The organism is Rhizobium sp. S96, from assembly GCF_030382195.1.
GTDB lineage: Bacteria > Pseudomonadota > Alphaproteobacteria > Rhizobiales > Rhizobiaceae > Rhizobium.
Window position 1 is genome coordinate 63,254 of sequence record NZ_JAUDRY010000033.1, and the last position, 20,681, is coordinate 83,934.

Below are 20,681 nucleotides of genomic sequence, written 5' to 3' on the forward strand. Positions count from 1 at the left end.
GCTTTCAGCATGCCTTGTGCATCCATGCTGCTCAAGTCCGCGAAGCGTGCCACTACGACACAAATTGCCCGCCGATCGGTCCCGCTTAATTCTTTGGCAAGGACCTGTTTTCAGCTTTCTCTAATGGCTTGCTGTTAGAAATCTTCAATCACATATGAGGAGACTGTCGGTGAGTATATCGGGCGTCATGAATACGGCTCTGTCGGGAATGCTGGCCAGACCACGAGGGTTTCTGTTGCAGCCAGCAATGTCGCAAACAGCAGCACGCCGGGTTACTCACGCCTGAATGCCAGCCTGCAGACAACCGGCTCCGGCGGTGTTCAAGCTACCGCAAGCCCAATTTCAGCCGATGCGGATCCCGCCTCTGACCTCACGGACCTGGTGGAAGCTGAGCAGAGCTACAAGGCAAATGCCGTCGTCTTCGAGACCGGCGCAGACCTTTGGGATGTGCTGATGAGTATCAAGCGGGATTGAGCCTAAGCCGAATTGCCGAGTGCTAGCCGCCTTACAAATGCACAACGCGCATAGACGAACTTCCAGGTAAGTCTTAGGCTGCGTTTTGGATGTGTAGTTTCACAGTAGACTGGCTGATCAAGAGGTAAAGCACATGGAGAAGAACATTCGCAAAGCTCTCGCGAGCCATGCAAAACTCGCGGTCGACGCAGATGGGATCTCAACGACGCAAAATCTCTTCGATGTCGGCCTCACCTCATTCGCCTGCGTTCAGCTCATGATGCGGCTGGAGGAAGTCTTTGAAGTCGAATTCCCCGATGAACTCCTGAAGAAGCCGACATTCGAGACCATTGCCGCGATCGAACTCAATATCCGCCAGTTGAGAAGCGCCGAGACAGCCCCTGGACACCTGCAAAAAATCGTCGCTTTCGGAACACTCGTCCTCGCGGGCGCGCTACAGGAGTCGATCGCGGATACGATGCTGTCCATCGGCTTTGCCTGACCACCCGTCCTATAGCAACGAATAAGCAGCCGAACACAGCGCCAGAACGCCGAAACCAATCAGAAGATAGCTCGTACCACGAACGACCTTGGTCGTGAAATCTCGCGGCAGCTTGTTTCTCGCCAGATTGACGGTACCGCTCAGGAATAACCACCAGGCAAGCGACCCCAAAAACACGCCGCCAACGATCACGGCGGAGCTGAAGCGCCGCGTCTCTTCCGTAAGCCCAAAGCCGGCAAACAGTGCACCGAATGAGAGAATGGTCGCGGGGTTGGAGATCGTCAGCAGAAACGTCGCGAGCGTCGTACCCATAAGCCGGCCGGTGCGCACGTCGGCCGCCCGCACCGGATCATGGGTCAAGCCACGATAACCGAGCCAGAGCAGCAGCACCCCGCCCCCAATCGCGAGCGGCAGCGTTGCCGCCGACATGGTCTCCGCGAAGACCGCGATCCCGGTAACGGCAACAAGCGCATAGCTGGCATCCCCAACCGCCGTTCCCAGTCCGCAGGAAAACCCGGCCAGAAAGCCATGCTCCAGCGTTCGGTTGATGCAGAGCATTCCGATAGGCCCGAGTGGCGCCGTTATGATGACACCCAGCAGAGCGCCTTTCAGGAACAGCAGTAGCATTCTTCAATTGATTCCTTATCGCCGGCGTCATCCGCGGCTCTTACAAGCTCTCTACCCGCCTGGCGAACCGCCGCAACGAAAAAGGCCGCCGAAAACGGCGGCCTATGACAAAATACCGGCAGATGTGACAATCAGTGCGCCGGCACCACGGCATCGCCACGCGCGGCGAGCGCTGCCAGGTCGGCTGGCTTGAGTTCTACGGATTCGCCGCAGCCGCAGGCAGATGTCTGGTTAGGATTGGTGAAGGTGAAACCGGAGCGTAACGTCGTCTGCTCAAAGCCCATTTCGGTACCTAGCAGGTAGAGGACAGCGGAGGGCTCGACCCAGACCTTGGCGCCGTCGCGCTCGATCAGGTCGTCCTTGGAATTGGGGTCAGTCACGAGGTCGATGGTATATTCCATCCCCGCGCAGCCGCCCTTCTTGATGCCAACGCGAACACCCTTGGCATCCGGCCCGGAGTTTTCGACGATCGCCTTCACGCGTGCCGCAGCACCTTCCGTCATGCTCATCACTGCAAAGCCCATCGGCTCGTTCTCCTTCCGCAACCGGGGTCAAGATCCGGCGCTTCGAGTCCTAATGTAAAGCGGGCGGCTTAAGGCTTCAATACCAGCCGACCGCCACCTGCGCCTCTTCGGACATGCGGTCCGGCGTCCACGGCGGATCGAAGGTCATCTCGACCTCGACGCCCGACACACCCTCGACCGAACCGACGGCGTTTTCGACCCAGCCCGGCATCTCGCCGGCAACAGGGCAGCCAGGCGCGGTCAGCGTCATCATGATCTTGACCATGCGGTCGTCTTCGATGTCGATCTTGTAGATCAGCCCGAGCTCGAAGATGTCGGCGGGGATTTCCGGGTCATAGACCGTTTTCAGCGCCATGATGACGTCGTCGCTGAGGCGCGCCAACTCATCGGCAGGGATGCTGGAATGCACGATGCCTTCGCGCACGTCGATCTTCTGTTCGCTTTCGTCCAGGCTCATGCGGACACTCCTTAAGCAAAAAACTTGCGCGCATATTCCAGCGCATCGGCCAAGGCATCGACCTCGGCGCGTGTATTGTACATGCCGAAGGACGCCCGGCATGTGGAGGTGACGCCGAAGCGTTTCAAGAGCGGCATCGCGCAATGCGTACCGGCGCGAACCGCGACGCCACGCCGGTCGATCACGGTCGAGACGTCGTGGGCGTGCAGCCCCTCGAGCTCGAACGAGAAGATCCCGCCCTTGCCCGGCGCCGTGCCGATGACGCGCAACGAATTGATGTCACGCAGCCGCTCGGCGGCATAGGCTGCGAGATCCGCCTCATGACGCGCGATCGCCTCGCGGCCAACCTTCTCCATATAGTCGAGTGCATAGCCCAACCCAACCGCCTGCACGATCGGCGGCGTGCCGGCTTCGAAGCGGTGCGGCGGGTCGTTGTAGGTGACGGTTTCCTCGGTGACCTCGAAGATCATCTCGCCGCCGCCCTGGAACGGCCGCATCGCCTTCAGCCGATCCTTCTTGCCGTAGAGCACGCCGATCCCCGAGGGACCGTAGAGCTTGTGGCCGGTCATCACGTACCAGTCGCAATCGATATCCTGCACGTCGACAGGCATGTGCACCGCGCCCTGCGAACCGTCGACCAGGACAGGAATGCCGCGCTCATGCGCGATCCGGCAAATCTCTTTCACCGGAACGACCGTACCCAGCGCATTCGACATATGCGTAATGGCAACGAGCTTGGTGCGCTCGGTGAGGCTCTTTTCGAACTCCTCGATGTGGAACGCGCCCTCGTCGTCGACGGGAACCCAGACCAGCTTGGCACCCTGCCGCTCGCGGATGAAATGCCACGGCACGATGTTGGAGTGATGCTCCATGATCGAGATGACGATCTCGTCGCCCTCGCCGATATTAGGCATGCCCCAGCCATACGCGACCGTATTGATCGCCTCGGTCGAGGACTTCGTGAAGACGATGTCGTCTACCGAAGGCGCATTCAGGAAACGACGAACCTTTTCGCGCGCTGATTCATAGGCCTCGGTGGCGGCATTCGACAGGAAGTGCAGTCCGCGATGCACATTGGCGTATTCGCTGGAATAGGCATGGCTGATGGCGTCGATGACGACTTGCGGCTTCTGGGCCGATGCGCCGTTATCGAGATAGACCAGCGGCTTGCCATAGACCTCACGCGCAAGGATCGGAAAATCCTTGCGAATAGCTTCGACGTCGTAAGCGGTGGCTGGAACTATCTTGTCCATCATCAGGTCCGATCAGGCGTGCTTTTCGAGCCAGGTCGAGATGACGCCTTCCAGCGCCTCGACCAGCACTTCATCTTCCAGCTCTTCGACGATTTCGGCGACGAAGGCGTTGACGAGCATGGCGCGTGCCTTGTTCTCCGGAATGCCGCGAGCCATCAGATAGTAGAGATGGTTGTGATCGATATCGGCAACCGTCGCGCCGTGGCCGCACTGTACGTCGTCGGCGAAAATCTCGAGCTCCGGCTTCACCGAAAATTCGGCGTCGTCGGACATCAGAAGCGTGTTGCACGCCATCTTCGCGTCGGTCTTCTGCGCATCGGGCGCAACGCGGATCATGCCCTGGAACACGCCCTTGGCACGATCGAAGACGACGTTGCGGATCACTTCCGTAGAGCCGGTGTGTGGCACGTTATGGCCGAGCACCATCGTCACGTCGGTATGCGTATCGGCGCCGAGTAGATTGATGCCGCGAAGCGTCAGATCGGCGCCCTCACCCGTAACCTTGATGTGCAGTTCCTGGCGCACCAGCTTGCCGCCGGCGTTGATGACGAACAGCTTCAGCTTCGCATCAGCGCTGAGGTCGACGCGGATCTGCCCGAGATGCGTATCGTCAGCACCCTGCTGCTGTACGATAATCCAGGTAAGCTCCGTGCCTTCTCCGACGGAGATGTCACTCACATGAGACACAAGCGCCGCATCCGGCGTCACCGAAAGGTGACGTTCGATCACGGTCGCCTTGACGTTCGCGCCGAAGGTAACAGGAAGCCGCGTGTGCGCCTGGCCACCGGCGTGAATGAACTGGATCTCCAGCGGCTCTTCCAGTTCGGTCTCGGCAGGCACGTCGATGACATAGCCGTCGCGCACGAAGCTGCCGTTGATCCGGCCGACCGCGTCGTCCTTGTCGAGCGCGCCGAGGCTGCTCGCAGCAGTGCCGTTTGACAGCTGCGCGGCATAAGCCGAAACCTGAAGATCGCCAACGCGAGCCTTGTGATCGGCGAGACCCTGGATGACGGCCAGAACCTCAGAACCTTCGACCAGCGGATCGCGAGCGTCTGAACCGGAATCGCCAGCCTGCGCCGGAACATCGCGCAGCAGCGTCTTGAGATCGGTGTAGTGCCAAGCCTCGATACGACGGGTCGGCAGGCCCGCCTTCTTGATGTCGTCAAGCAGCCGGTCGCGGATCGCGATCACCGCGCCGTCACCGGGCAGTTCGCCGATCTGGTTGTTGAACGCCTCGATGAGCGCCGCTTCGGCGGCGGTCTGGCGGTTAGTCGTCTGCATGTTCATGCGACCAGTCCTTTCCGCCTCGATTAGGCTGCCGCTCCGATGATGTCGGCGTAGCCATTGGCTTCCAGTTCGTGCGCAAGCGTCTTGTCGCCGGACTTGATCACCTGGCCCTTGTAGAGAACGTGAACAGTGTCCGGCACGATGTAGTCGAGCAGGCGTTGGTAGTGGGTGATGACGATCACGGCACGGTCGGGCGAGCGCAGCGCATTGACGCCGTCGGCAACGATCTTCAGCGCGTCGATGTCGAGACCGCTGTCGGTCTCGTCGAGGATGCAAAGCTGCGGCTCGAGCAGCGCCATCTGCAGGATCTCGGCGCGCTTCTTCTCGCCGCCGGAAAAGCCGACGTTGAGCGGGCGCTTCAGCATTTCGGTGTTGATCTGCAGCTTGGCGGCCGCATCCTTCACCAGACGCATGAAGTCAGGCGTCTTCAGCTCTTCTTCGCCGCGTGCCTTGCGCTGCTCGTTCATGGCCACCTTGAGGAACTGCATGGTGGCAACACCCGGAATCTCGACCGGGTACTGGAAGGCAAGGAAGATGCCCTTGGCGGCGCGCTCGGCGGGATCAAGCTCGAGGATATTCTCGCCGTTATAGAGAATTTCGCCTTCGGTCACTTCATAGTCTTCGCGGCCCGACAGGATGTAGGACAGCGTCGACTTGCCGGAGCCGTTCGGGCCCATGATGGCAGCAACTTCACCAGCCTTCACGGTCAGGTTCAGGCCGCGGATGATTTCAGTGCCGTCTTCGGCGATACGGGCGTGCAGGTTCTTGATCTCAAGCATCTTCGTTATCTCTTGATTTGTCTGCTTCCATACAGAAAGCGATTCAACGTCTCGTTGCGAGCTCCTGACGAAGCCCAGAAAATTGCAGCTAGACCGGCAAGCGAAGCGGCTCCAACTGATTTGCCCAAGGGCCAATCGCCGAGCAGGCTTGCAAGTCCAACGACAAGACCGACGATGCAGACAAAGATGGCCATTACCATAGCCTTCATGCCGACAGTCATCGCGGTCCTGTCATCATTCATCAGCCCACGGAGCCTTCCAGCGAGATGCTGATCAGCTTCTGCGCTTCGACGGCAAACTCCATCGGCAGTTCCTGCAGGACTTCCTTGACGAAGCCGTTGACGATCAGTGCGATCGCCGCTTCCGTCGGGATGCCGCGCTGCAGGCAGTAGAACAGCTGGTCCTCGGAAATCTTCGAGGTCGTCGCTTCGTGTTCGAACTGCGCGGTCGAATTCTTCGCCTCGATGTAAGGCACCGTGTGGGCGCCGCACTTGTCGCCGATGAGCAGCGAGTCGCACTGTGTGAAGTTGCGAGCGTTGGTCGCCTTCCGGTGCGCCGAAACCTGGCCGCGATAGGTATTCTGCGACACACCGGCCGCAATGCCCTTGGAGACGATGCGGCTCGACGTGTTCTTGCCGAGATGGATCATCTTCGTGCCAGAGTCGATCTGCTGATGGCCGTTGGAAACGGCGATCGAGTAGAACTCGCCTCTGGAGTCGTCGCCGCGCAGGATGCAGGAGGGATACTTCCAGGTGATCGCCGAGCCGGTTTCGACCTGCGTCCACGAGATCTTCGAACGGTCGCCACGGCAATCGCCGCGCTTGGTGACGAAGTTGTAGATACCGCCCTTGCCCTGGGCATCGCCCGGATACCAGTTCTGGACCGTCGAATACTTGATCTCGGCGTCATCGAGAGCAACGAGCTCGACCACGGCAGCATGCAGCTGGTTTTCGTCGCGCTGCGGCGCGGTGCAGCCTTCGAGGTAAGAGACGTAGGCGCCTTCTTCCGCGATGATCAGCGTGCGCTCGAACTGACCGGTCCCCTTTTCGTTGATACGGAAGTAGGTGGACAGTTCCATCGGGCAGCGAACGCCCTTGGGAACGAAGACGAACGAGCCGTCAGTGAAGACAGCCGAGTTCAGCGTAGCGTAATAGTTATCGCTCGTCGGAACGACCGTGCCGAGGTACTTCTTTACCAGCTCGGGATGCTCGCGGATGGCTTCGGAGATCGACATGAAGATCACACCGGCCTTCTTCAGCTCTTCCTTGAAGGTCGTGACGACAGAAACGGAGTCGAAGACGGCGTCGACAGCGATCTTCGGCTTTTCGACGCCGGCCAGGATTTCCTGCTCCTTGAGCGGAATGCCGAGCTTTTCGTAGACCTTGAGGATTTCAGGGTCGACCTCGTCAAGCGACTTCGGACCCGGCGTGCTCTTCGGCGCGGCGTAGTAATAGATGTCGTTGAAATCGATCTTCGGATAGTCGACGCGAGCCCAGGTAGGCTCTTCCAGCGTCAGCCAGCGCTTGTAGGCCTCAAGACGCCATTCGAGCATCCATTCCGGCTCCTGCTTCTTGGCGGAGATGAAGCGGATGATGTCTTCGGACAGGCCCTTGGGCGCCTTGTCCATTTCGATGATGGTCTCGAAACCGTATTTGTACTGATCGACGTCGATTTCGCGGACGCGATCAACCGTTTCCTGGACGGCTGGCATGTCGTTCTCCAATCTCGCCGGAGAAAAGGTCCGGCAGCTTGTCGTTCGGGCAATGTCGTTTGCCCCGTATGTAGGTGGCCAAAAGGGCTTTTTCAGCCCGAATGGCAAGCGGAAATTTGCGTTTCCGCAAATTTATGAAGCAGTCATGCCGCCTCGCCGGCTGGCCGGCGCCGGGCGGCTATTTTCGCGAAGGCGGCAACCGCCTTGTCTATGTCGTCTTCCGTGGTCGAAAAGCCGAGTGAAATGCGCAGCGCGCCAAGCTTCGGATCGCGGCCCATCGCCGTCAGAACGTGGCTCTCTCCGACCTTTCCGGACGAGCAGGCCGAACCTGCCGAAAGTGCGACCCCTTCGAGATCGAATGCGATCTGTCCGGTCTCTGCCTTCAGGCCTGGCAGGGTGAAAAATGTGGTGTTGGAGACGCGCGAGCCGTCCGCCCCGTAGATGACGACGTCTGGCGCCGCGGCCCGCATTTCGTTTTCCAGCCGATCGCGCAGCTGCGTGACCGCTCGGTTCCGTGCATCGAACTCCGCCACGGCAGCCTGCGCGGCTGCGCCAAATCCGATCACCGCCAGCGAGTTCTCTGTCCCCGAGCGGTGACCCTTCTCCTGGCCGCCGCCGTGAATGAGGGGGCGAGGCATCAGAACCTCGCCGCGGGTGACAAGCGCGCCCACGCCCTTGGGGCCGCCGATCTTGTGCGACGAGACGATCATGAAATCAGCGCCGAGCGCGTTGATATCGAGCGCCAGACGACCGGCCGCCTGCACCGCGTCGACAACGAGCAGCCCGCCGCTTGCATGCACGATCTCGGCCGCTTCCTTGATCGGCTGCACGATGCCCGTCTCATTGTTGACGAGCATGATCGCGACCATCGGCAGCCCCGAAGTCTTATCGTGGGCTTCAAGCAACGAACGCAGCGCATCGAGATCGACGACGCCATCGGAGGTCACGGCGATTTCGGTCGTGTCGACCTTGGCAAAGCGCCCACCTTCGCGCACCGCCGGGTGCTCGATCGCGGAATAATAGAGGTGACCCATGGGAAGCGGCGTGCGCCCCATCCGAAAATCCGGCGTCAGCACCATGTTGGCGGCTTCAGTCGCACCGCTGGTGAAGATGACGTGCGCGGGATCTCCCCCCGTCAGCGCCGCTACATGCCGACGCGCCCCCTCGATGGCCGCACGCGCGGCACGCCCTTCGCCATGGACGGAGTTCGGATTACCGAACAGGTCCAATGCACGCAGAACCGCTTCGCGCGCTGCTGGATGCAGCGGCGATGTCGCGTTCCAATCGAGATAAAGGCGTGCCGACGCCATGATCTTTTGTCCTGCGCTAGATGCTTGCGTGCCGCCTCGGCTCATTTTCCTTGAAAAGTCAGCCGGGCTTGCCTTATGACACATCCACAATGCGTGGATCGCCATGCAAGTTTCGAATTGTTCTAAACTGCGTTTTAGAAAAGCTGACAACGTCCGTCAAGTCTGCGCAGCGCGAACGTTAAGAAATAAACGCCGGAGTACCGATGCCCGAAGTCATTTTCAACGGCCCAGCAGGCCGCCTTGAAGGCCGCTACCAGCCCTCCAAGGAAAAAAGCGCACCGATTGCCCTCATTCTGCACCCGCACCCACAGTTCGGCGGCACGATGAACAACCAGATCGTCTACCAGCTCTTCTACATGTTCCAGAAGCGCGGGTTCACGACGCTGCGCTTCAACTTCCGGGGAATCGGCCGCAGCCAGGGCGAATTCGACCACGGCGCCGGCGAGCTTTCGGATGCGGCATCCGCGCTCGACTGGGTCCAGAGCCTGCATCCTGATTCGAAGACGTGCTGGGTTGCCGGCTATTCCTTCGGCTCCTGGATCGGCATGCAGCTCCTGATGCGCCGTCCGGAGATCGAAGGCTTCATGTCGATCGCGCCGCAGCCGAACACCTACGACTTCTCGTTCCTGGCACCCTGCCCGTCGTCCGGCCTGATCATCAACGGCGACGCCGACAAGGTTGCGCCGGAGAAGGACGTCAACGGTTTGGTCGAAAAGTTGAAGACCCAGAAGGGCATCCTGATCACCCATCGCACGGTGCCGGGCGCCAACCACTTCTTCAACGGCCAGGTCGAAACGCTGATGAGCGAGTGCGAGGACTACCTCGACCGTCGCCTCAACGGCGAACTCGTGCCGGAGCCGGCGGCGAAGCGGATTCGCTGATCGTACGAAAATTGTTGATCGGCACGCGGCCTCGCGTGCCGATTTTCGCTTGTGGTTGCCGTAAACTACGGCCGGATCACAATCCCTCCGGTGATCGGCTCACGCACTCCGGTCGTGCCGGGAAATGTCAACGGCAATCCATCCAGCGAGCGAACAGCCAGATAGGCCCACGCTTCGGCTTCCATCGCATCGCCGTCAAATCCCGCCTGTTCAGCGGAAATCACGTCGGCATTCTGGCCACGGGCAAGATCCCGCAGATCCTGCATCAGGATCCTGTTGAGGCGGCCGCCGCCGCAGATCACATAGAGTGTCGGCGTCACTGGCAAGTGACCCGCAGACTTAATGACCGATGCTGCCGCTACATGAGCAAGCGTGCGGGCACCGTCCGCAAGCTCAGCGTCCGAGCCCGCCAAAGGTGGAAAATCGTTGCGGTCCAGCGAGCGGCGTCTCGTTGCCGTGAAAAACGGGCTGTCGAGGTAGCGATTCGCGAGATCATCGATCACCCTGCCTTCAGATGCGATCATGCCGCCCTGGTCGAAGGGAATGCCGGCCTGGGATTCGACCCACTGGTCGATCAGCGTATTGCCCGGTCCGCTATCGTAGCCAACGATCAGGCCATCGGCGCCGATATAGGTCAGGTTGGAGATACCACCGATGTTGACGAAGCAGACGGGCAGCGTCGCATTCCTGACGTTGCGCGCCAGTGCGGCGTGATAGACAGGCACCAGCGGCGCCCCCTGGCCGCCATGAAGCATGTCGTTGGCTCGCAGGTCATAGGCAACGGCGACACCGATTTCACGCGCCAGCAGAGCCCCGTTACCGATCTGCACGGTGAGCGCTTCGTCGGGTCGGTGCAGGACGGTCTGGCCATGGAAACCCACGACATCGACGGCGCTTGCATCGATACCGTTCACATCGAGAAATTCCCTAACGGCAGATACATGACGTAACGTAAGTTCGCGTTCGATCGCGGCCAATTCCCCCGGGCGCTGATCTCGTTGCGTGATCGTCTTCGCCTGCTCCAGCGCCAGCTTCAAGCGGTCCCTGAACGGCGCATCGTAGGCAACGCCGAGAAAGGGGCCGCGTTCGATGATCGCCTCTCCATCGGTGCGCAGCAACGCCACATCGATGCCGTCCATCGACGTCCCGCTCATCAGACCGATGGCTGTGCGTATGTTCCCCATTGTCCCTCACTGGAAGATTTGCACCAAATGGTGACTGATCCGCAAAACAGTGCTAAACGCGCCGCTTCACTTCAACAATAGCCAATCCGAAAATCCTGATCCGAAAGCAAAAGGTCATGTCCGAGTTCAAATCCGATTTCCTCCGCACGCTGAAAGAGCGTGGCTTCATTCATCAGATCTCCGATGAATCCGGCCTCGACGCCCTCTTCGCCAAGGAAACCGTGACGGCCTATATCGGCTTCGACCCGACTGCGCCCTCGCTGCATGCCGGTTCGCTCATTCAGATCATGATGCTGCACTGGCTGCAGGCAACCGGCCACCGCGCGATCTCGCTCATGGGCGGCGGCACCGGCATGGTCGGCGACCCCTCGTTCAAGGATGAAGCGCGCCAGCTGATGACCATCGACACGATCGAAAGCAACATTGCCTCGATCAAGCAGGTGTTCTCGAACTACCTCAATTACGGCGAAGGTCCGAAGGACGCGCTGATGATCAACAACGCCGAATGGCTGCGTTCGATCAACTACCTCGAATTCCTGCGCGACGTCGGCCGCCATTTCTCGGTCAACCGCATGCTGGCCTTCGACAGCGTCAAGACGCGTCTCGATCGCGAGCAGTCGCTGTCGTTCCTCGAATTCAACTACATGATCCTGCAGGCCTACGATTTCGTCGAACTGGCAAAGCGCTACGGCTGCCGCCTGCAGATGGGCGGTTCGGATCAGTGGGGCAACATCGTCAACGGCATCGACCTCGGTCACCGCATGGGGACCGGGCAGCTCTACGCACTCACTTCGCCGCTTCTGACGACCGCCTCCGGGGCGAAGATGGGCAAGTCCGCGACCGGTGCCGTCTGGCTGAACGCCGACATGCTGTCTGCCTATGATTTCTGGCAGTACTGGCGCAATACCGAAGATGCCGACGTGTCCCGCTTCCTGAAGCTCTACACGACGCTGCCGATGGATGAGGTTGCACGGCTGTCGGCTCTGGCCGGCTCCGAGATCAATGAGGTCAAGAAGATCCTCGCAACGGAAGTGACCGCTATTCTCCATGGCCGCAAGGCTGCAGAAGAAGCCGCGGAGACCGCCCGCAAGACGTTCGAGGAAGGCGCGCTTGCCGACAATCTTCCGTCGGTCGAGGTTCCCGCCTCCGAGCTCGATGCCGGTATCGGCCTGCTGTCGCTCATCGTCCGCGCCGGCCTTGCCACCTCGAACGGCGAAGCCCGCCGTCACGTCCAGGGCGGAGCCGTTCGCATCAACGACCAGGCTGTCAGCGACGAACGTAAGCTGGTCGGCAGCGGCGAGATGACGTCAGACGGCGTCATCAAGCTCTCGCTCGGCAAGAAGAAGCACATTCTCATCCGCCGCGCGGCCTAAGAACTCGAATCTAAACAATAGAGAAAGCCGGCCTTTGCGCCGGCTTTTTTTCATTGAAACTCGAAGATGTTGCGGAACACGCCGGGGGCGATGATCGACAGCGGATTGACGACGAGGTTGGGCGCTTCCAGCTTTCCCGTCAGCTTGAAGGTGATGCCGATCAAGCCGCGATCCGTCCCGTTTCCGAGAATGATACCGATCAGCGGCAGTTCCGCAAACAGGCGGTTGAGACCGTAGGCAGGCATGAACGTCCCCGTCATGTCCATGTTACCCCGCTGATCGCGAAGCGTCCCCTGAAACACCGCGCCCACCTGATCACCACGCGCAACACCGTTCTCAACTCTGACAACGCCGTCCTGGGAAAAGACACGTGCGAAACCGCGCTGGAAGCGCTGGGCCGTCGTATCGATGTCCCGCTTCACGGCGGAGTTCAGGCTTCGCTGCTCCTGCCCGACGGGCGTTGAGACGATCGAATGCAGGCGCTGTTCGTTGACGAGCGAAAAGCGCCTGACGTCGACGGAGCCCGCCCAGTCGCTGCCGGCACCGAGCCGGATCGCCACGTTCAGCAGGCCGCCCTTCATATGCTGATAAAGGTCGGCAAAGCGGGAAACGGCACCCGCGTCTCCGCTGGTGACATTGATCACGCCGCCATCACGGGTCTTGGCGACCACGGCCTCGCCACTGTTGGTCACGCCGGAAAGATTGAGCGATTGAACACGACTGCCTTGGGCGGAGTACGTCCCCTGCACACTCCGCAGCTTCTCATCGTTGAAACCGACGACCGCATCGAGGTTGGCGCGCAGCGAGACTGCTGTACTGCCCTTGTCGTCGCTGCCGTCGCGGCTTCCGGATTTCAGCCGGGCGATGATCGGGCGCAAATCCGCGCTGTTGCCGGACACGACAACATCCACGCTTCCCTTGGAGCGCTTCAGAGACACGGCAAAATCGTCGAGTGATGACAGTCGCACACTGTCGAAGTCGGCTTTGACGAGATTGCCCCTGTTGACAACGAGTGCACCATTGGCGCCGAACCCATCCCCCTTCAGGGAAAAGTTCTTGATCTGCAGGTTGTCGTCGGGGCCGGACACCTCGAAGGTAGCGTTCGCGCCGATACCACTTCCCTTCGACCAGCCGATCCAGGGTAGATCCAGGCGCGCCTTCGAAAGGTCCATCGTCACAGCCTGCCGGTCACTATCGATCCGGCTGAGTTCAACGGTGATGCTGCCGTCGATAATATCCGAGACGCCAGGAAGCATCTTCTCCCGCTGGTCGTTATTCAGCGTCGCCGTAATGATCCGCTGCGGCTGGATATCGGATGATTTGTCGGTTGGTTCGGTCAAATCGATACTCGCCGGCACGCCGTCGACATTCCCCTTTCCAACCAAGCTCACCTGCTTCGGATCGGCAGTCAGCACGCCGTCAAGGCTAGTGATCTTCCTGCCTGATATCGGCTTCATGACATCGACGTTCTGCAGTTGCAGCGATGCCTTCCATACTGCCGGTGGCGGATTTTGCGAGGATATCAATCCAATCCGGGCCTGGACGGTCGCCGAGACCTTGCCCTTGAGGTCCTCAGGCACAAAGCCGGCGCGCTGCAGGACCTGGATAGGCTTGTAGGTCAGAAGCTCGCCGATAGCGTCGGCCGCGCCTGATACGGGGAGATTGATCTCGGCCATCAGCGGCTTGTCATAGGTCGACGGAAGAATGAAAGTTCCCTCACCCACATCAACGGAACGCCCGGATGGGAAGAACGACTTGCCGCTCTTGATCGAGATCGTGGCCCTCGGCCCGGCCAGATCGAAATGAGCGACGGTGTCGCGTATCGGCGGGATGTCTCCGGTCACATTCATGCGTGTTCCGGCGATGTCGAAGGCGATCTGGATCTGTCTTTCATCCAGTTTCAACCCCTTGCCGATGGCTGCATCCAGTCGGCCGAAGGGAATGAACACGGAAATCGACGCATCCGTGACCGTACCGCCGAACAGATTGCGCTGCACCCAGTCACGCGCCTTTGGCGCCATCCAGAAGGGCCACAGTTGTTTGACCGCCGTCGTTTGCAGCTGCTGCGACTGGCCGACGAAGCTGATCTCTGGCGACACGTCGCTGAAGCGCACATGCAATGAACCGTAGAGCGAGCCAGCCGGGCTCGATGCCGTCATGTGGGGGAATTGCAGCTCTTTGGTAGCGACAAAATATCGACCGGTCGCCTGTATGTCGAAAGCGAGCGGTTGTTCGCCGGAGGCAACAGGCGCAGCCGTCCCGCCGCTCACCAGAAGATCGATCCCGAAGCCCTTGCCGGCGGCAGGGTCGATCTTGTCGAGGTCGATCAAGGCGCCGTTGAGCGGAACCGTAGTCCCTCCGAACTGCACCTGAGAATGCGCGATTTCCAACGTCTGCTTATCGAAATCATAGGCTAGGTTGATGCGACCGCCGCTGAGCTCCTGATCGTCACCATCCATATAGAGCTGGCCCGGCTTGAGATCGATGGCAGCTGTGAGCGACGGCTTCGAGCTCTCGCCGTTTCGAACAGCCGACACCGAAAGATCGGCAAACCCGTCGATACCCTGCCGGATCTGGCCGAGAGAATTGCGCTTCAGCGTGAATGGCGCGAGATCGGCGTTGGTAACCTTCCCTGTCAGGCTGGATGTATGCCCGTCGGATTTGTTGGTCTCAACGGCCAGGGTCGCTCTCTTGCCGTTGATTGCGATCTCACCGTCGAGCTGCAGCGCACCCTGCTTGTTGCGGGAGAATACAAGGCTATCGACCGCGACGGCCAATGGTCCGTTTGCCGTGTCGGCGAGCTTGATGTTGATCCCCTCGAGCTTGACGGAGCGGGTACCACCGCGCTCGACAAAGCTGTCTATGACGTCGAGCTGATCGAAAGCGGCTTCCATTGTCGAAGGGATTTCGTCGATACGAAGGTCTTCCAGCTTGAGCGGCTTGCCGGACGGCAGAAGCGCCGTGTCCAGCACGATATCGTCCGCCTCCACCTGCGCGATGGCAATACGTCCACGAAGCAGCTGCAGCGGGTCGAGCGCCATCCGCATCGCGCCTGTCGTCGAAAGGTGCTGACCGCTTTGCTCATCGATCATGTTGACGTTGCGGGCCTCTAGCGCCAGCCGCATGCCTGACGTGAAGCGAACGACCGTCGAACCGACTTCGGCGCGATAGCGCGGGCCGATTGCCGAGTTCAGGGCGATCTGCGCTTGCCGCGATAGCGGTTCATCGAAGACGCCGCTTTCGACCGTGAAGAATATTGCGCCGAGAATGAAGATAAGCACACCGAGGCAGGCACCGGCCATGCCCGTCGTGCGGCGCATACGAGAGCTCTCCGTCGGGCAGTGCACGATGATTGGATCTTCGGCCCGCGCGGAGGGAAGTTCGTGCAATGCGACGATATCTTTTTTGCGAAATGTAATCTTCTCGCCGCGGATCGCCGACATGCGCCTCGCCTAACTCCATAGCTTGTGATTGGACCAGACTGGCTGGACGCATGTTCGTCCAATATATATCTGGCAAATCACCTGTCATCCATAAACCCGGCAAAAGAAAGGTTTCCCCATGGCGGATCTCGGTATCGGTTCCAGCGCGCCTGAATTCGATCTCCCTCGTGACGGCGGCGGACGCATAAAGCTCTCCGATTTCAAAGGAAAACCGCTGGTTCTTTTCTTTTATCCGAAAGATGACACGTCGGGTTGCACCGCCGAATCGATTGCCTTCACGGCACTCGCCGAGCAGTTTGCAAAAGCCGGCGCCACAATTGTCGGAATGTCGCCCGATTCCGCCCAATGCCACGATCGCTTCATCAAAAAGCACAACCTGTCCGTCATTCTCGCTGCCGACGAAGAGAAGACGACCCTCGAAGCCTACGGCGTCTGGAAAAAGAAGAGCATGTACGGCCGCAATTTCATGGGCGTGGAGCGCACCACCTTCCTGATCCGCCCAGACGGAACGATCGCCACCATCTGGCAGAAGGTGAAGGTGCCGGGACACGCAGAAGCCGTTCTGGCGGCGGTTCAGAGCCTTGCCGGATGAACACCGCAATTCCTTCGCTTCGTGGCGGCGCGATCCTCGCCATCCGCTCTCCCGATCTCGATCACAAGACACAGCTGGCACAGGAAACCGCAACGCGCTGGTTCGCCCGCAGGCTCTCCCTGCGTTCGCCGCTCGATGCCGCCCTGCCCGACAGACCGGGACGGCCGGACAAGCCGGAACTCACCCCGCCCACGCAGGTCAAGAAGCGATCCCTCCACACACTCAAGGGCCGCATTGCGCTCCTCCACGCCATCGCGCATATCGAGCTCAACGCTGTCGATCTCGCGCTTGATATCGTTGCCAGATTTGCCACCGAGCCGGTGCCGCACTCATTCTTCGACGGGTGGATGCAGGTCGCCTACGAAGAGGCCAAGCATTTCAGAATGGTGCGTGCGCGGCTGAACGACCTTGCTGCGGACTATGGTGACGTGCCGGCCCATGATGGCTTATGGCAGGCCGCGCACGCGACCCGCAACGACTTGACGGCGCGCTTGGCCGTCGTACCGCTCATCCTGGAAGCACGCGGGTTGGACGTAACGCCCTCCCTGCAGGCCAAGATGCGCGAGACGGGAGACCTAGAAAGCGCCGCCGTTCTGGATGTGATCTACAACGACGAAAAAGGCCACGTCGCGATCGGCGCCAAATGGTTTCGCTTCCTGTGCGCGCGAGAAAAGCGCGATCCGTCGAAGACCTTCCACGATCTCGTCCGCGCTAATTTCCGCGGTCCGCTGAAGCCCCCGTTCAATGACATCGCCCGGGCAGAAGCGGGGCTGACGCCTTCATTTTATCGATCTCTCACCTCGACCAGCCATGCATGATTGCCGGTCAAATAAGGCATTTATTAACCTTAACAGTGTGTAATCGAACCAATTGAGGCACGGACCGTCAACTGGGAGATTCTCCGTGACGCACGCACAGCAAAGTCGCGTATTCGGCAAGCGAAAACAGGAGCATATCCTGATCCTCGCAAGCGGCGACCGAGTCCGGCACCTCACCGTCAAGCCCTGGATGGCAGGACTTGCCTTCTGCTTCATCGGCGTATTCGCGATCGGCTACCTGCTTGCGACGTCCTACCTAGTACTACGCGACGACCTTATCGGGGCGACGATGGCGCGCCAGGCGCGCATGCAGCATGACTATGAAGACAGGATCGCCTCCCTGCGGGCCCAGGTCGACCGCGTTACCTCGCGGCAACTGCTCGACCAGCAGGTCGTTGAAGACAAGGTCGACAAACTGCTGGAGCAGCAGATGGCCCTGACGTCTCGCCACGGCAAGCTGGGTTCGCTGTTCGACCGGGCGCAGAACTCGGGTTTGAGCGAGAGAACCGCGATCCCGGCGCAATCCTATGCGCCTGACGCAAAGGACAAGCGGGCAGCGCTTTCGGGTGCCGCGCAGGCGATCGAAAGTCAGCTGGCTGGCAATAGCGAACCTGCGGATGTCGTGCCCGACAACACCACGCTTGCCTATGTCCCCGCGCGCGAAACCATGGGCGATCGCGCCGACCGTGTCTTCTCCAAGATGACGCTATCGTTGAAGGGGATCGAACAAAAGCAGCGCGATCGGGTGGAGCAGTTGACCACTGATGCGGGCGACGCGGCCAATGCGATCTCTCGTGTCCTGACCCGCTTCGGTATTGCGGTTCCAGCTGAAACCGCCAGCCTCGCCAAGCAAGATGACTCGGCGGTCGGCGGCCCCTATGTTGCTCCGGAGAGCGACGACGATTTCGACAACTCGCTGGCACAGCTCGACGGTGCCCTGACCCGCCTCGAAACCATGCGCAGCACAGCCGCGTCGCTGCCGTTCAGCAATCCGGCAATCGGCAAGGAGATCACCAGCCCTTTCGGCAACAGGCGTGATCCCTTCATCGGTCGCCTCGCCTTGCACTCCGGCATCGATTTTCGGTTTGCGCCGGGTGAAAAGGTTCGTCCGAGTGCTCCAGGCAAGGTGATCGCCGCAGGTTGGACTGGGGGCTACGGGAACATGGTCGAGGTCGACCACGGCAACGGCATCTCCACCCGATACGGTCATATGTCGGAAATTCTGGTCAAGATCGGCGATACCGTGGACCGCTCGGATGTCATCGGCCTTGCCGGCAGTACCGGCCGTTCGACCGGCACCCATCTGCACTACGAAGTTCGCCAGGACGGACGTGCCGTCGACCCCATATACTTTATGAACGCCGGCATGAAACTTGCCAGCTACATAAAATAACCAATTGTACTAACCACACATTTACCCCTGCGTCTGGCGCAACGCCCCTATTCCTTGACTTCCTTACAGTTTCAGCCTATGTGGCGCTGCATTGCGGCATGCAATCACGCCGACTCAACCTGAGTGTGGCCGAACCGGAACGGAAACAGTTTTCCCTTTGACGACATTTGCTGATCTTGGCTTGAGCCAAAAAGTGCTTTCCGCTGTCACCGACGCGGGCTACACGACGCCAACCCCGATCCAGGCTGGCGCAATTCCGTTTGCGCTCCAGCGCCGCGATATCTGCGGCATCGCTCAGACGGGCACCGGCAAGACTGCATCCTTCGTTCTGCCGATGCTGTCGCTCCTGGAAAAAGGCCGCGCCCGCGCTCGCATGCCGCGTACGCTGATCCTCGAACCGACCCGCGAGCTTGCAGCCCAGGTCGCGGAAAACTTCGAGAAATACGGCAAGAACCATCGCTTAAACGTTGCGTTGCTGATCGGCGGCGTATCCTTCGAAGAACAGGACCGCAAGCTGGAACGCGGCGCGGACGTTCTGATCTGCACTCCCGGCCGTCTGCTCGACCATTTCGAGCGCGGCAAGCTGCTGATGAGCGGCGTCGAAATTTTCGTCATCGACGAAGCGGACCGCATGCTCGACATGGGCTTCATTCCCGATATCGAGCGCATCGCCAAGATGATCCCGTTCACGCGCCAGACGCTGTTCTTCTCGGCCACGATGCCGCCGGAAATTCAGAAGCTGGCCGATCGCTTCCTGCAGAATCCGGAACGCGTCGAAGTAGCCAAGCCCGCTTCCGCATCCAAAACGATCACCCAGCGTTTCGTTGCATCTCACAGCAAGGATTACGAAAAGCGGGCGACTCTGCGCGACCTCGTCCGCTCGCAGGAAGAACTCAAGAACGCGATTATCTTCTGCAACCGCAAGAAGGACGTTGCCGACCTGTTCCGTTCGCTGGAGCGTCACGGCTTCTCCGTCGGTGCGTTGCACGGCGATATGGACCAGCGTTCGCGCACGACGATGCTGCAGAATTTCCGGGACGGTCAGCTTCAGCTTCTCGTCGCTTCCGACGTCGCCGCTCGTGGTCTCGACATCCCCGATGTCAGCCATGTCTTCAATTTCGATGTACCGATCCACTCAGAGGACTACGTGCATCGTATCGGCCGTACAGGCCGCGCAGGCCGTGCAGGCGCTGCTTTCACCATCGTCACCAGCCGTGAGCAGAAGCACACCGACGCGATCGAAAAGCTGATCGGCGAAAAGGTCGAGTGGCACAATGGCGATCTTTCCGCGTTGCCGCCGGCTGAGCCCAGCCGCGATGACGATCGCTCCCGCCGCAAGGGTCGTGAGCGGGATAAGGACCGTGGCCGCGGCAAGAGCCGTTCGGGTCATAAATCTGATATCGCCGTCGAGGATAATGACGTCGAGACGATCGAAGCAGCAGCACCAGCAAGGGTCGAAAGCGTGAAGCAAGAGCGCAAAGCAGAAAACAACAAGCCGCACAACAACGCGCGCAACAATCGCCCCTACCCGGCAAATGACGACAACCGCGAGCGTCGTCGCTACCGCGACCACGATGACGGCCCGACGCCGGTTGGTTTCGGCGATGAAATCCCTGCCTTCATGCTGATCACGGCTAACGCCAAGATCTGATCTGCCATGGCTCATCCTGGTCTAGATTTCCCAGGCCTCGGCGTAGGCCTGGTGATTTTGCGTGACCGCAAGATCCTGCTCTACAAGCGAATGCGCGCACCGGAAGCCGGCCATTGGAGCATCGTCGGCGGCAAGGTCGACCATATGGAGCCCGCCGAGCTGGCTGCCCGACGCGAGGCAGAGGAAGAGACCGGCCTCGGCATCGGCCGCGTCGATCTGCTCGGCCCCACCGAACTGATCATCGAAGCCGAAGGACAGCACTGGATATCGCTGCTCTACATTGCAGCGGAGGTGGACGGCGAGCCACAGCTGACTGAACCGGACAAGCTGTCCGCATTCGGCTGGTTCACCCGGGACGACCTGCCCCAGCCGCTCTCGGCTTTCGCCCAGGCTGCGATTTCACATCTCAGCACCGACCAGTTTCTTTAAGCGCGGTCTCCGCC

The 20,681-nt window shown here is 60.2% G+C and carries 18 protein-coding genes and 1 pseudogene; 9 read left to right on the forward strand and 10 right to left on the reverse strand.

Going from position 1 to position 20,681, the window contains the following annotated elements:
* Positions 1-169: 169 nt before the first annotated feature.
* A pseudogene (locus QTL94_RS24570) lies at positions 170-474 on the forward strand (flagellar basal body protein).
* A 133-nt stretch (positions 475-607) separates the two neighbouring features.
* Positions 608-955 (forward strand): acyl carrier protein, encoded by a 348-nt coding sequence (locus tag QTL94_RS24575; RefSeq protein ID WP_065693839.1) that lies wholly within the window; start codon positions 608-610, stop codon positions 953-955.
* A 9-nt stretch (positions 956-964) separates the two neighbouring features.
* Here the strand turns inward: QTL94_RS24575 and QTL94_RS24580 are convergent, their stop codons facing one another.
* From QTL94_RS24580 to QTL94_RS24615, 8 genes are all read right to left on the reverse strand, one after another.
* A complete protein-coding gene (locus QTL94_RS24580) occupies positions 965-1,582 on the reverse strand; it encodes a LysE family translocator (protein WP_289803324.1) in 618 nt (205 codons plus the stop codon).
* A 131-nt stretch (positions 1,583-1,713) separates the two neighbouring features.
* Positions 1,714-2,106 carry a Fe-S cluster assembly scaffold SufA gene (sufA, locus tag QTL94_RS24585; RefSeq protein WP_289803325.1) on the reverse strand — a complete coding sequence of 131 codons (393 nt, stop codon included), beginning with the start codon at positions 2,104-2,106 and terminating at the stop codon, positions 1,714-1,716.
* Positions 2,107-2,182: 76 nt separating this feature from the next.
* Positions 2,183-2,563 (reverse strand): SUF system Fe-S cluster assembly protein, encoded by a 381-nt coding sequence (locus QTL94_RS24590; protein WP_065693842.1) that lies wholly within the window; start codon positions 2,561-2,563, stop codon positions 2,183-2,185.
* An 11-nt stretch (positions 2,564-2,574) separates the two neighbouring features.
* On the reverse strand, positions 2,575-3,816 hold the full coding sequence (locus QTL94_RS24595; protein WP_289803326.1) for a cysteine desulfurase: 1,242 nt from the start codon (positions 3,814-3,816) through the stop codon (positions 2,575-2,577).
* 12 nt (positions 3,817-3,828) lie between these two features.
* On the reverse strand, positions 3,829-5,103 hold the full coding sequence (gene sufD / locus QTL94_RS24600; RefSeq protein ID WP_289803327.1) for a Fe-S cluster assembly protein SufD: 1,275 nt from the start codon (positions 5,101-5,103) through the stop codon (positions 3,829-3,831).
* 23 nt (positions 5,104-5,126) lie between these two features.
* Entirely contained in the window at positions 5,127-5,882 is a 756-nt protein-coding gene (gene sufC / locus QTL94_RS24605; RefSeq protein WP_289803328.1) for a Fe-S cluster assembly ATPase SufC, read from the reverse strand.
* A 241-nt stretch (positions 5,883-6,123) separates the two neighbouring features.
* Positions 6,124-7,593: a Fe-S cluster assembly protein SufB gene (gene sufB, locus QTL94_RS24610; RefSeq protein WP_289803329.1), complete on the reverse strand. Its 1,470-nt coding sequence runs from the start codon at positions 7,591-7,593 to the stop codon at positions 6,124-6,126.
* Between the two features lie 143 nt (positions 7,594-7,736).
* Entirely contained in the window at positions 7,737-8,903 is a 1,167-nt protein-coding gene (locus QTL94_RS24615; RefSeq protein WP_289803330.1) for a cysteine desulfurase family protein, read from the reverse strand.
* Between the two features lie 203 nt (positions 8,904-9,106).
* On the opposite strand from QTL94_RS24615, the gene QTL94_RS24620 reads away from it, so the two are divergent.
* A complete protein-coding gene (locus QTL94_RS24620) occupies positions 9,107-9,784 on the forward strand; it encodes an alpha/beta hydrolase (protein WP_065693848.1) in 678 nt (225 codons plus the stop codon).
* 65 nt (positions 9,785-9,849) lie between these two features.
* Here QTL94_RS24620 and QTL94_RS24625 read toward each other — a convergent pair whose 3' ends face one another.
* On the reverse strand, positions 9,850-10,968 hold the full coding sequence (locus QTL94_RS24625) for an anhydro-N-acetylmuramic acid kinase (RefSeq protein WP_289803331.1): 1,119 nt from the start codon (positions 10,966-10,968) through the stop codon (positions 9,850-9,852).
* 116 nt (positions 10,969-11,084) lie between these two features.
* Between QTL94_RS24625 and tyrS the strand changes: the two genes are divergently transcribed.
* Positions 11,085-12,341 (forward strand): tyrosine--tRNA ligase, encoded by a 1,257-nt coding sequence (gene tyrS / locus QTL94_RS24630; RefSeq protein ID WP_289803332.1) that lies wholly within the window; start codon positions 11,085-11,087, stop codon positions 12,339-12,341.
* Positions 12,342-12,391: 50 nt separating this feature from the next.
* Here the strand turns inward: tyrS and QTL94_RS24635 are convergent, their stop codons facing one another.
* Positions 12,392-15,784 carry a YhdP family protein gene (locus tag QTL94_RS24635; RefSeq protein WP_289803333.1) on the reverse strand — a complete coding sequence of 1,131 codons (3,393 nt, stop codon included), beginning with the start codon at positions 15,782-15,784 and terminating at the stop codon, positions 12,392-12,394.
* A 118-nt stretch (positions 15,785-15,902) separates the two neighbouring features.
* Between QTL94_RS24635 and QTL94_RS24640 the strand changes: the two genes are divergently transcribed.
* The 5 genes from QTL94_RS24640 to QTL94_RS24660 all read left to right on the forward strand — a co-directional run bounded on the left by QTL94_RS24640 (position 15,903) and on the right by QTL94_RS24660 (position 20,667).
* Positions 15,903-16,376 (forward strand): peroxiredoxin, encoded by a 474-nt coding sequence (locus tag QTL94_RS24640; protein ID WP_289803334.1) that lies wholly within the window; start codon positions 15,903-15,905, stop codon positions 16,374-16,376.
* On the forward strand, positions 16,373-17,194 hold the full coding sequence (locus QTL94_RS24645; RefSeq protein WP_289803335.1) for a ferritin-like domain-containing protein: 822 nt from the start codon (positions 16,373-16,375) through the stop codon (positions 17,192-17,194). Before QTL94_RS24640 ends, QTL94_RS24645 begins: the two co-directional genes overlap by 4 nt.
* 85 nt (positions 17,195-17,279) lie before the next feature.
* Positions 17,280-18,587: a M23 family metallopeptidase gene (locus QTL94_RS24650; protein WP_289803336.1), complete on the forward strand. Its 1,308-nt coding sequence runs from the start codon at positions 17,280-17,282 to the stop codon at positions 18,585-18,587.
* Between the two features lie 157 nt (positions 18,588-18,744).
* The gene (locus QTL94_RS24655) at positions 18,745-20,238 is read left to right on the forward strand and encodes a DEAD/DEAH box helicase (protein WP_065693855.1); all 1,494 of its coding nucleotides are present in this window, start codon (positions 18,745-18,747) and stop codon (positions 20,236-20,238) included.
* Positions 20,239-20,244: 6 nt separating this feature from the next.
* A complete protein-coding gene (locus QTL94_RS24660) occupies positions 20,245-20,667 on the forward strand; it encodes an NUDIX domain-containing protein (RefSeq protein ID WP_065693856.1) in 423 nt (140 codons plus the stop codon).
* The last annotated feature ends 14 nt before the right edge of the window (positions 20,668-20,681 follow it).

Excerpts from the sequence above, each read along its gene's own strand:
- QTL94_RS24575 (WP_065693839.1), top strand. The coding sequence starts at position 608 with ATGGAGAAGAACATTCGCAAAGCTCTCGCGAGCCATGCAAAACTCGCG.
- QTL94_RS24580 (WP_289803324.1), bottom strand. The coding sequence starts at position 1,582 with ATGCTACTGCTGTTCCTGAAAGGCGCTCTGCTGGGTGTCATCATAACG.
- sufA (WP_289803325.1), bottom strand. The coding sequence starts at position 2,106 with ATGGGCTTTGCAGTGATGAGCATGACGGAAGGTGCTGCGGCACGCGTG.
- QTL94_RS24590 (WP_065693842.1), bottom strand. The coding sequence starts at position 2,563 with ATGAGCCTGGACGAAAGCGAACAGAAGATCGACGTGCGCGAAGGCATC.
- QTL94_RS24595 (WP_289803326.1), bottom strand. The coding sequence starts at position 3,816 with ATGGACAAGATAGTTCCAGCCACCGCTTACGACGTCGAAGCTATTCGC.
- sufD (WP_289803327.1), bottom strand. The coding sequence starts at position 5,103 with ATGAACATGCAGACGACTAACCGCCAGACCGCCGCCGAAGCGGCGCTC.
- sufC (WP_289803328.1), bottom strand. The coding sequence starts at position 5,882 with ATGCTTGAGATCAAGAACCTGCACGCCCGTATCGCCGAAGACGGCACT.
- sufB (WP_289803329.1), bottom strand. The coding sequence starts at position 7,593 with ATGCCAGCCGTCCAGGAAACGGTTGATCGCGTCCGCGAAATCGACGTC.
- QTL94_RS24615 (WP_289803330.1), bottom strand. The coding sequence starts at position 8,903 with ATGGCGTCGGCACGCCTTTATCTCGATTGGAACGCGACATCGCCGCTG.
- QTL94_RS24620 (WP_065693848.1), top strand. The coding sequence starts at position 9,107 with ATGCCCGAAGTCATTTTCAACGGCCCAGCAGGCCGCCTTGAAGGCCGC.
- QTL94_RS24625 (WP_289803331.1), bottom strand. The coding sequence starts at position 10,968 with ATGGGGAACATACGCACAGCCATCGGTCTGATGAGCGGGACGTCGATG.
- tyrS (WP_289803332.1), top strand. The coding sequence starts at position 11,085 with ATGTCCGAGTTCAAATCCGATTTCCTCCGCACGCTGAAAGAGCGTGGC.
- QTL94_RS24635 (WP_289803333.1), bottom strand. The coding sequence starts at position 15,784 with ATGTCGGCGATCCGCGGCGAGAAGATTACATTTCGCAAAAAAGATATC.
- QTL94_RS24640 (WP_289803334.1), top strand. The coding sequence starts at position 15,903 with ATGGCGGATCTCGGTATCGGTTCCAGCGCGCCTGAATTCGATCTCCCT.
- QTL94_RS24645 (WP_289803335.1), top strand. The coding sequence starts at position 16,373 with ATGAACACCGCAATTCCTTCGCTTCGTGGCGGCGCGATCCTCGCCATC.
- QTL94_RS24660 (WP_065693856.1), top strand. The coding sequence starts at position 20,245 with ATGGCTCATCCTGGTCTAGATTTCCCAGGCCTCGGCGTAGGCCTGGTG.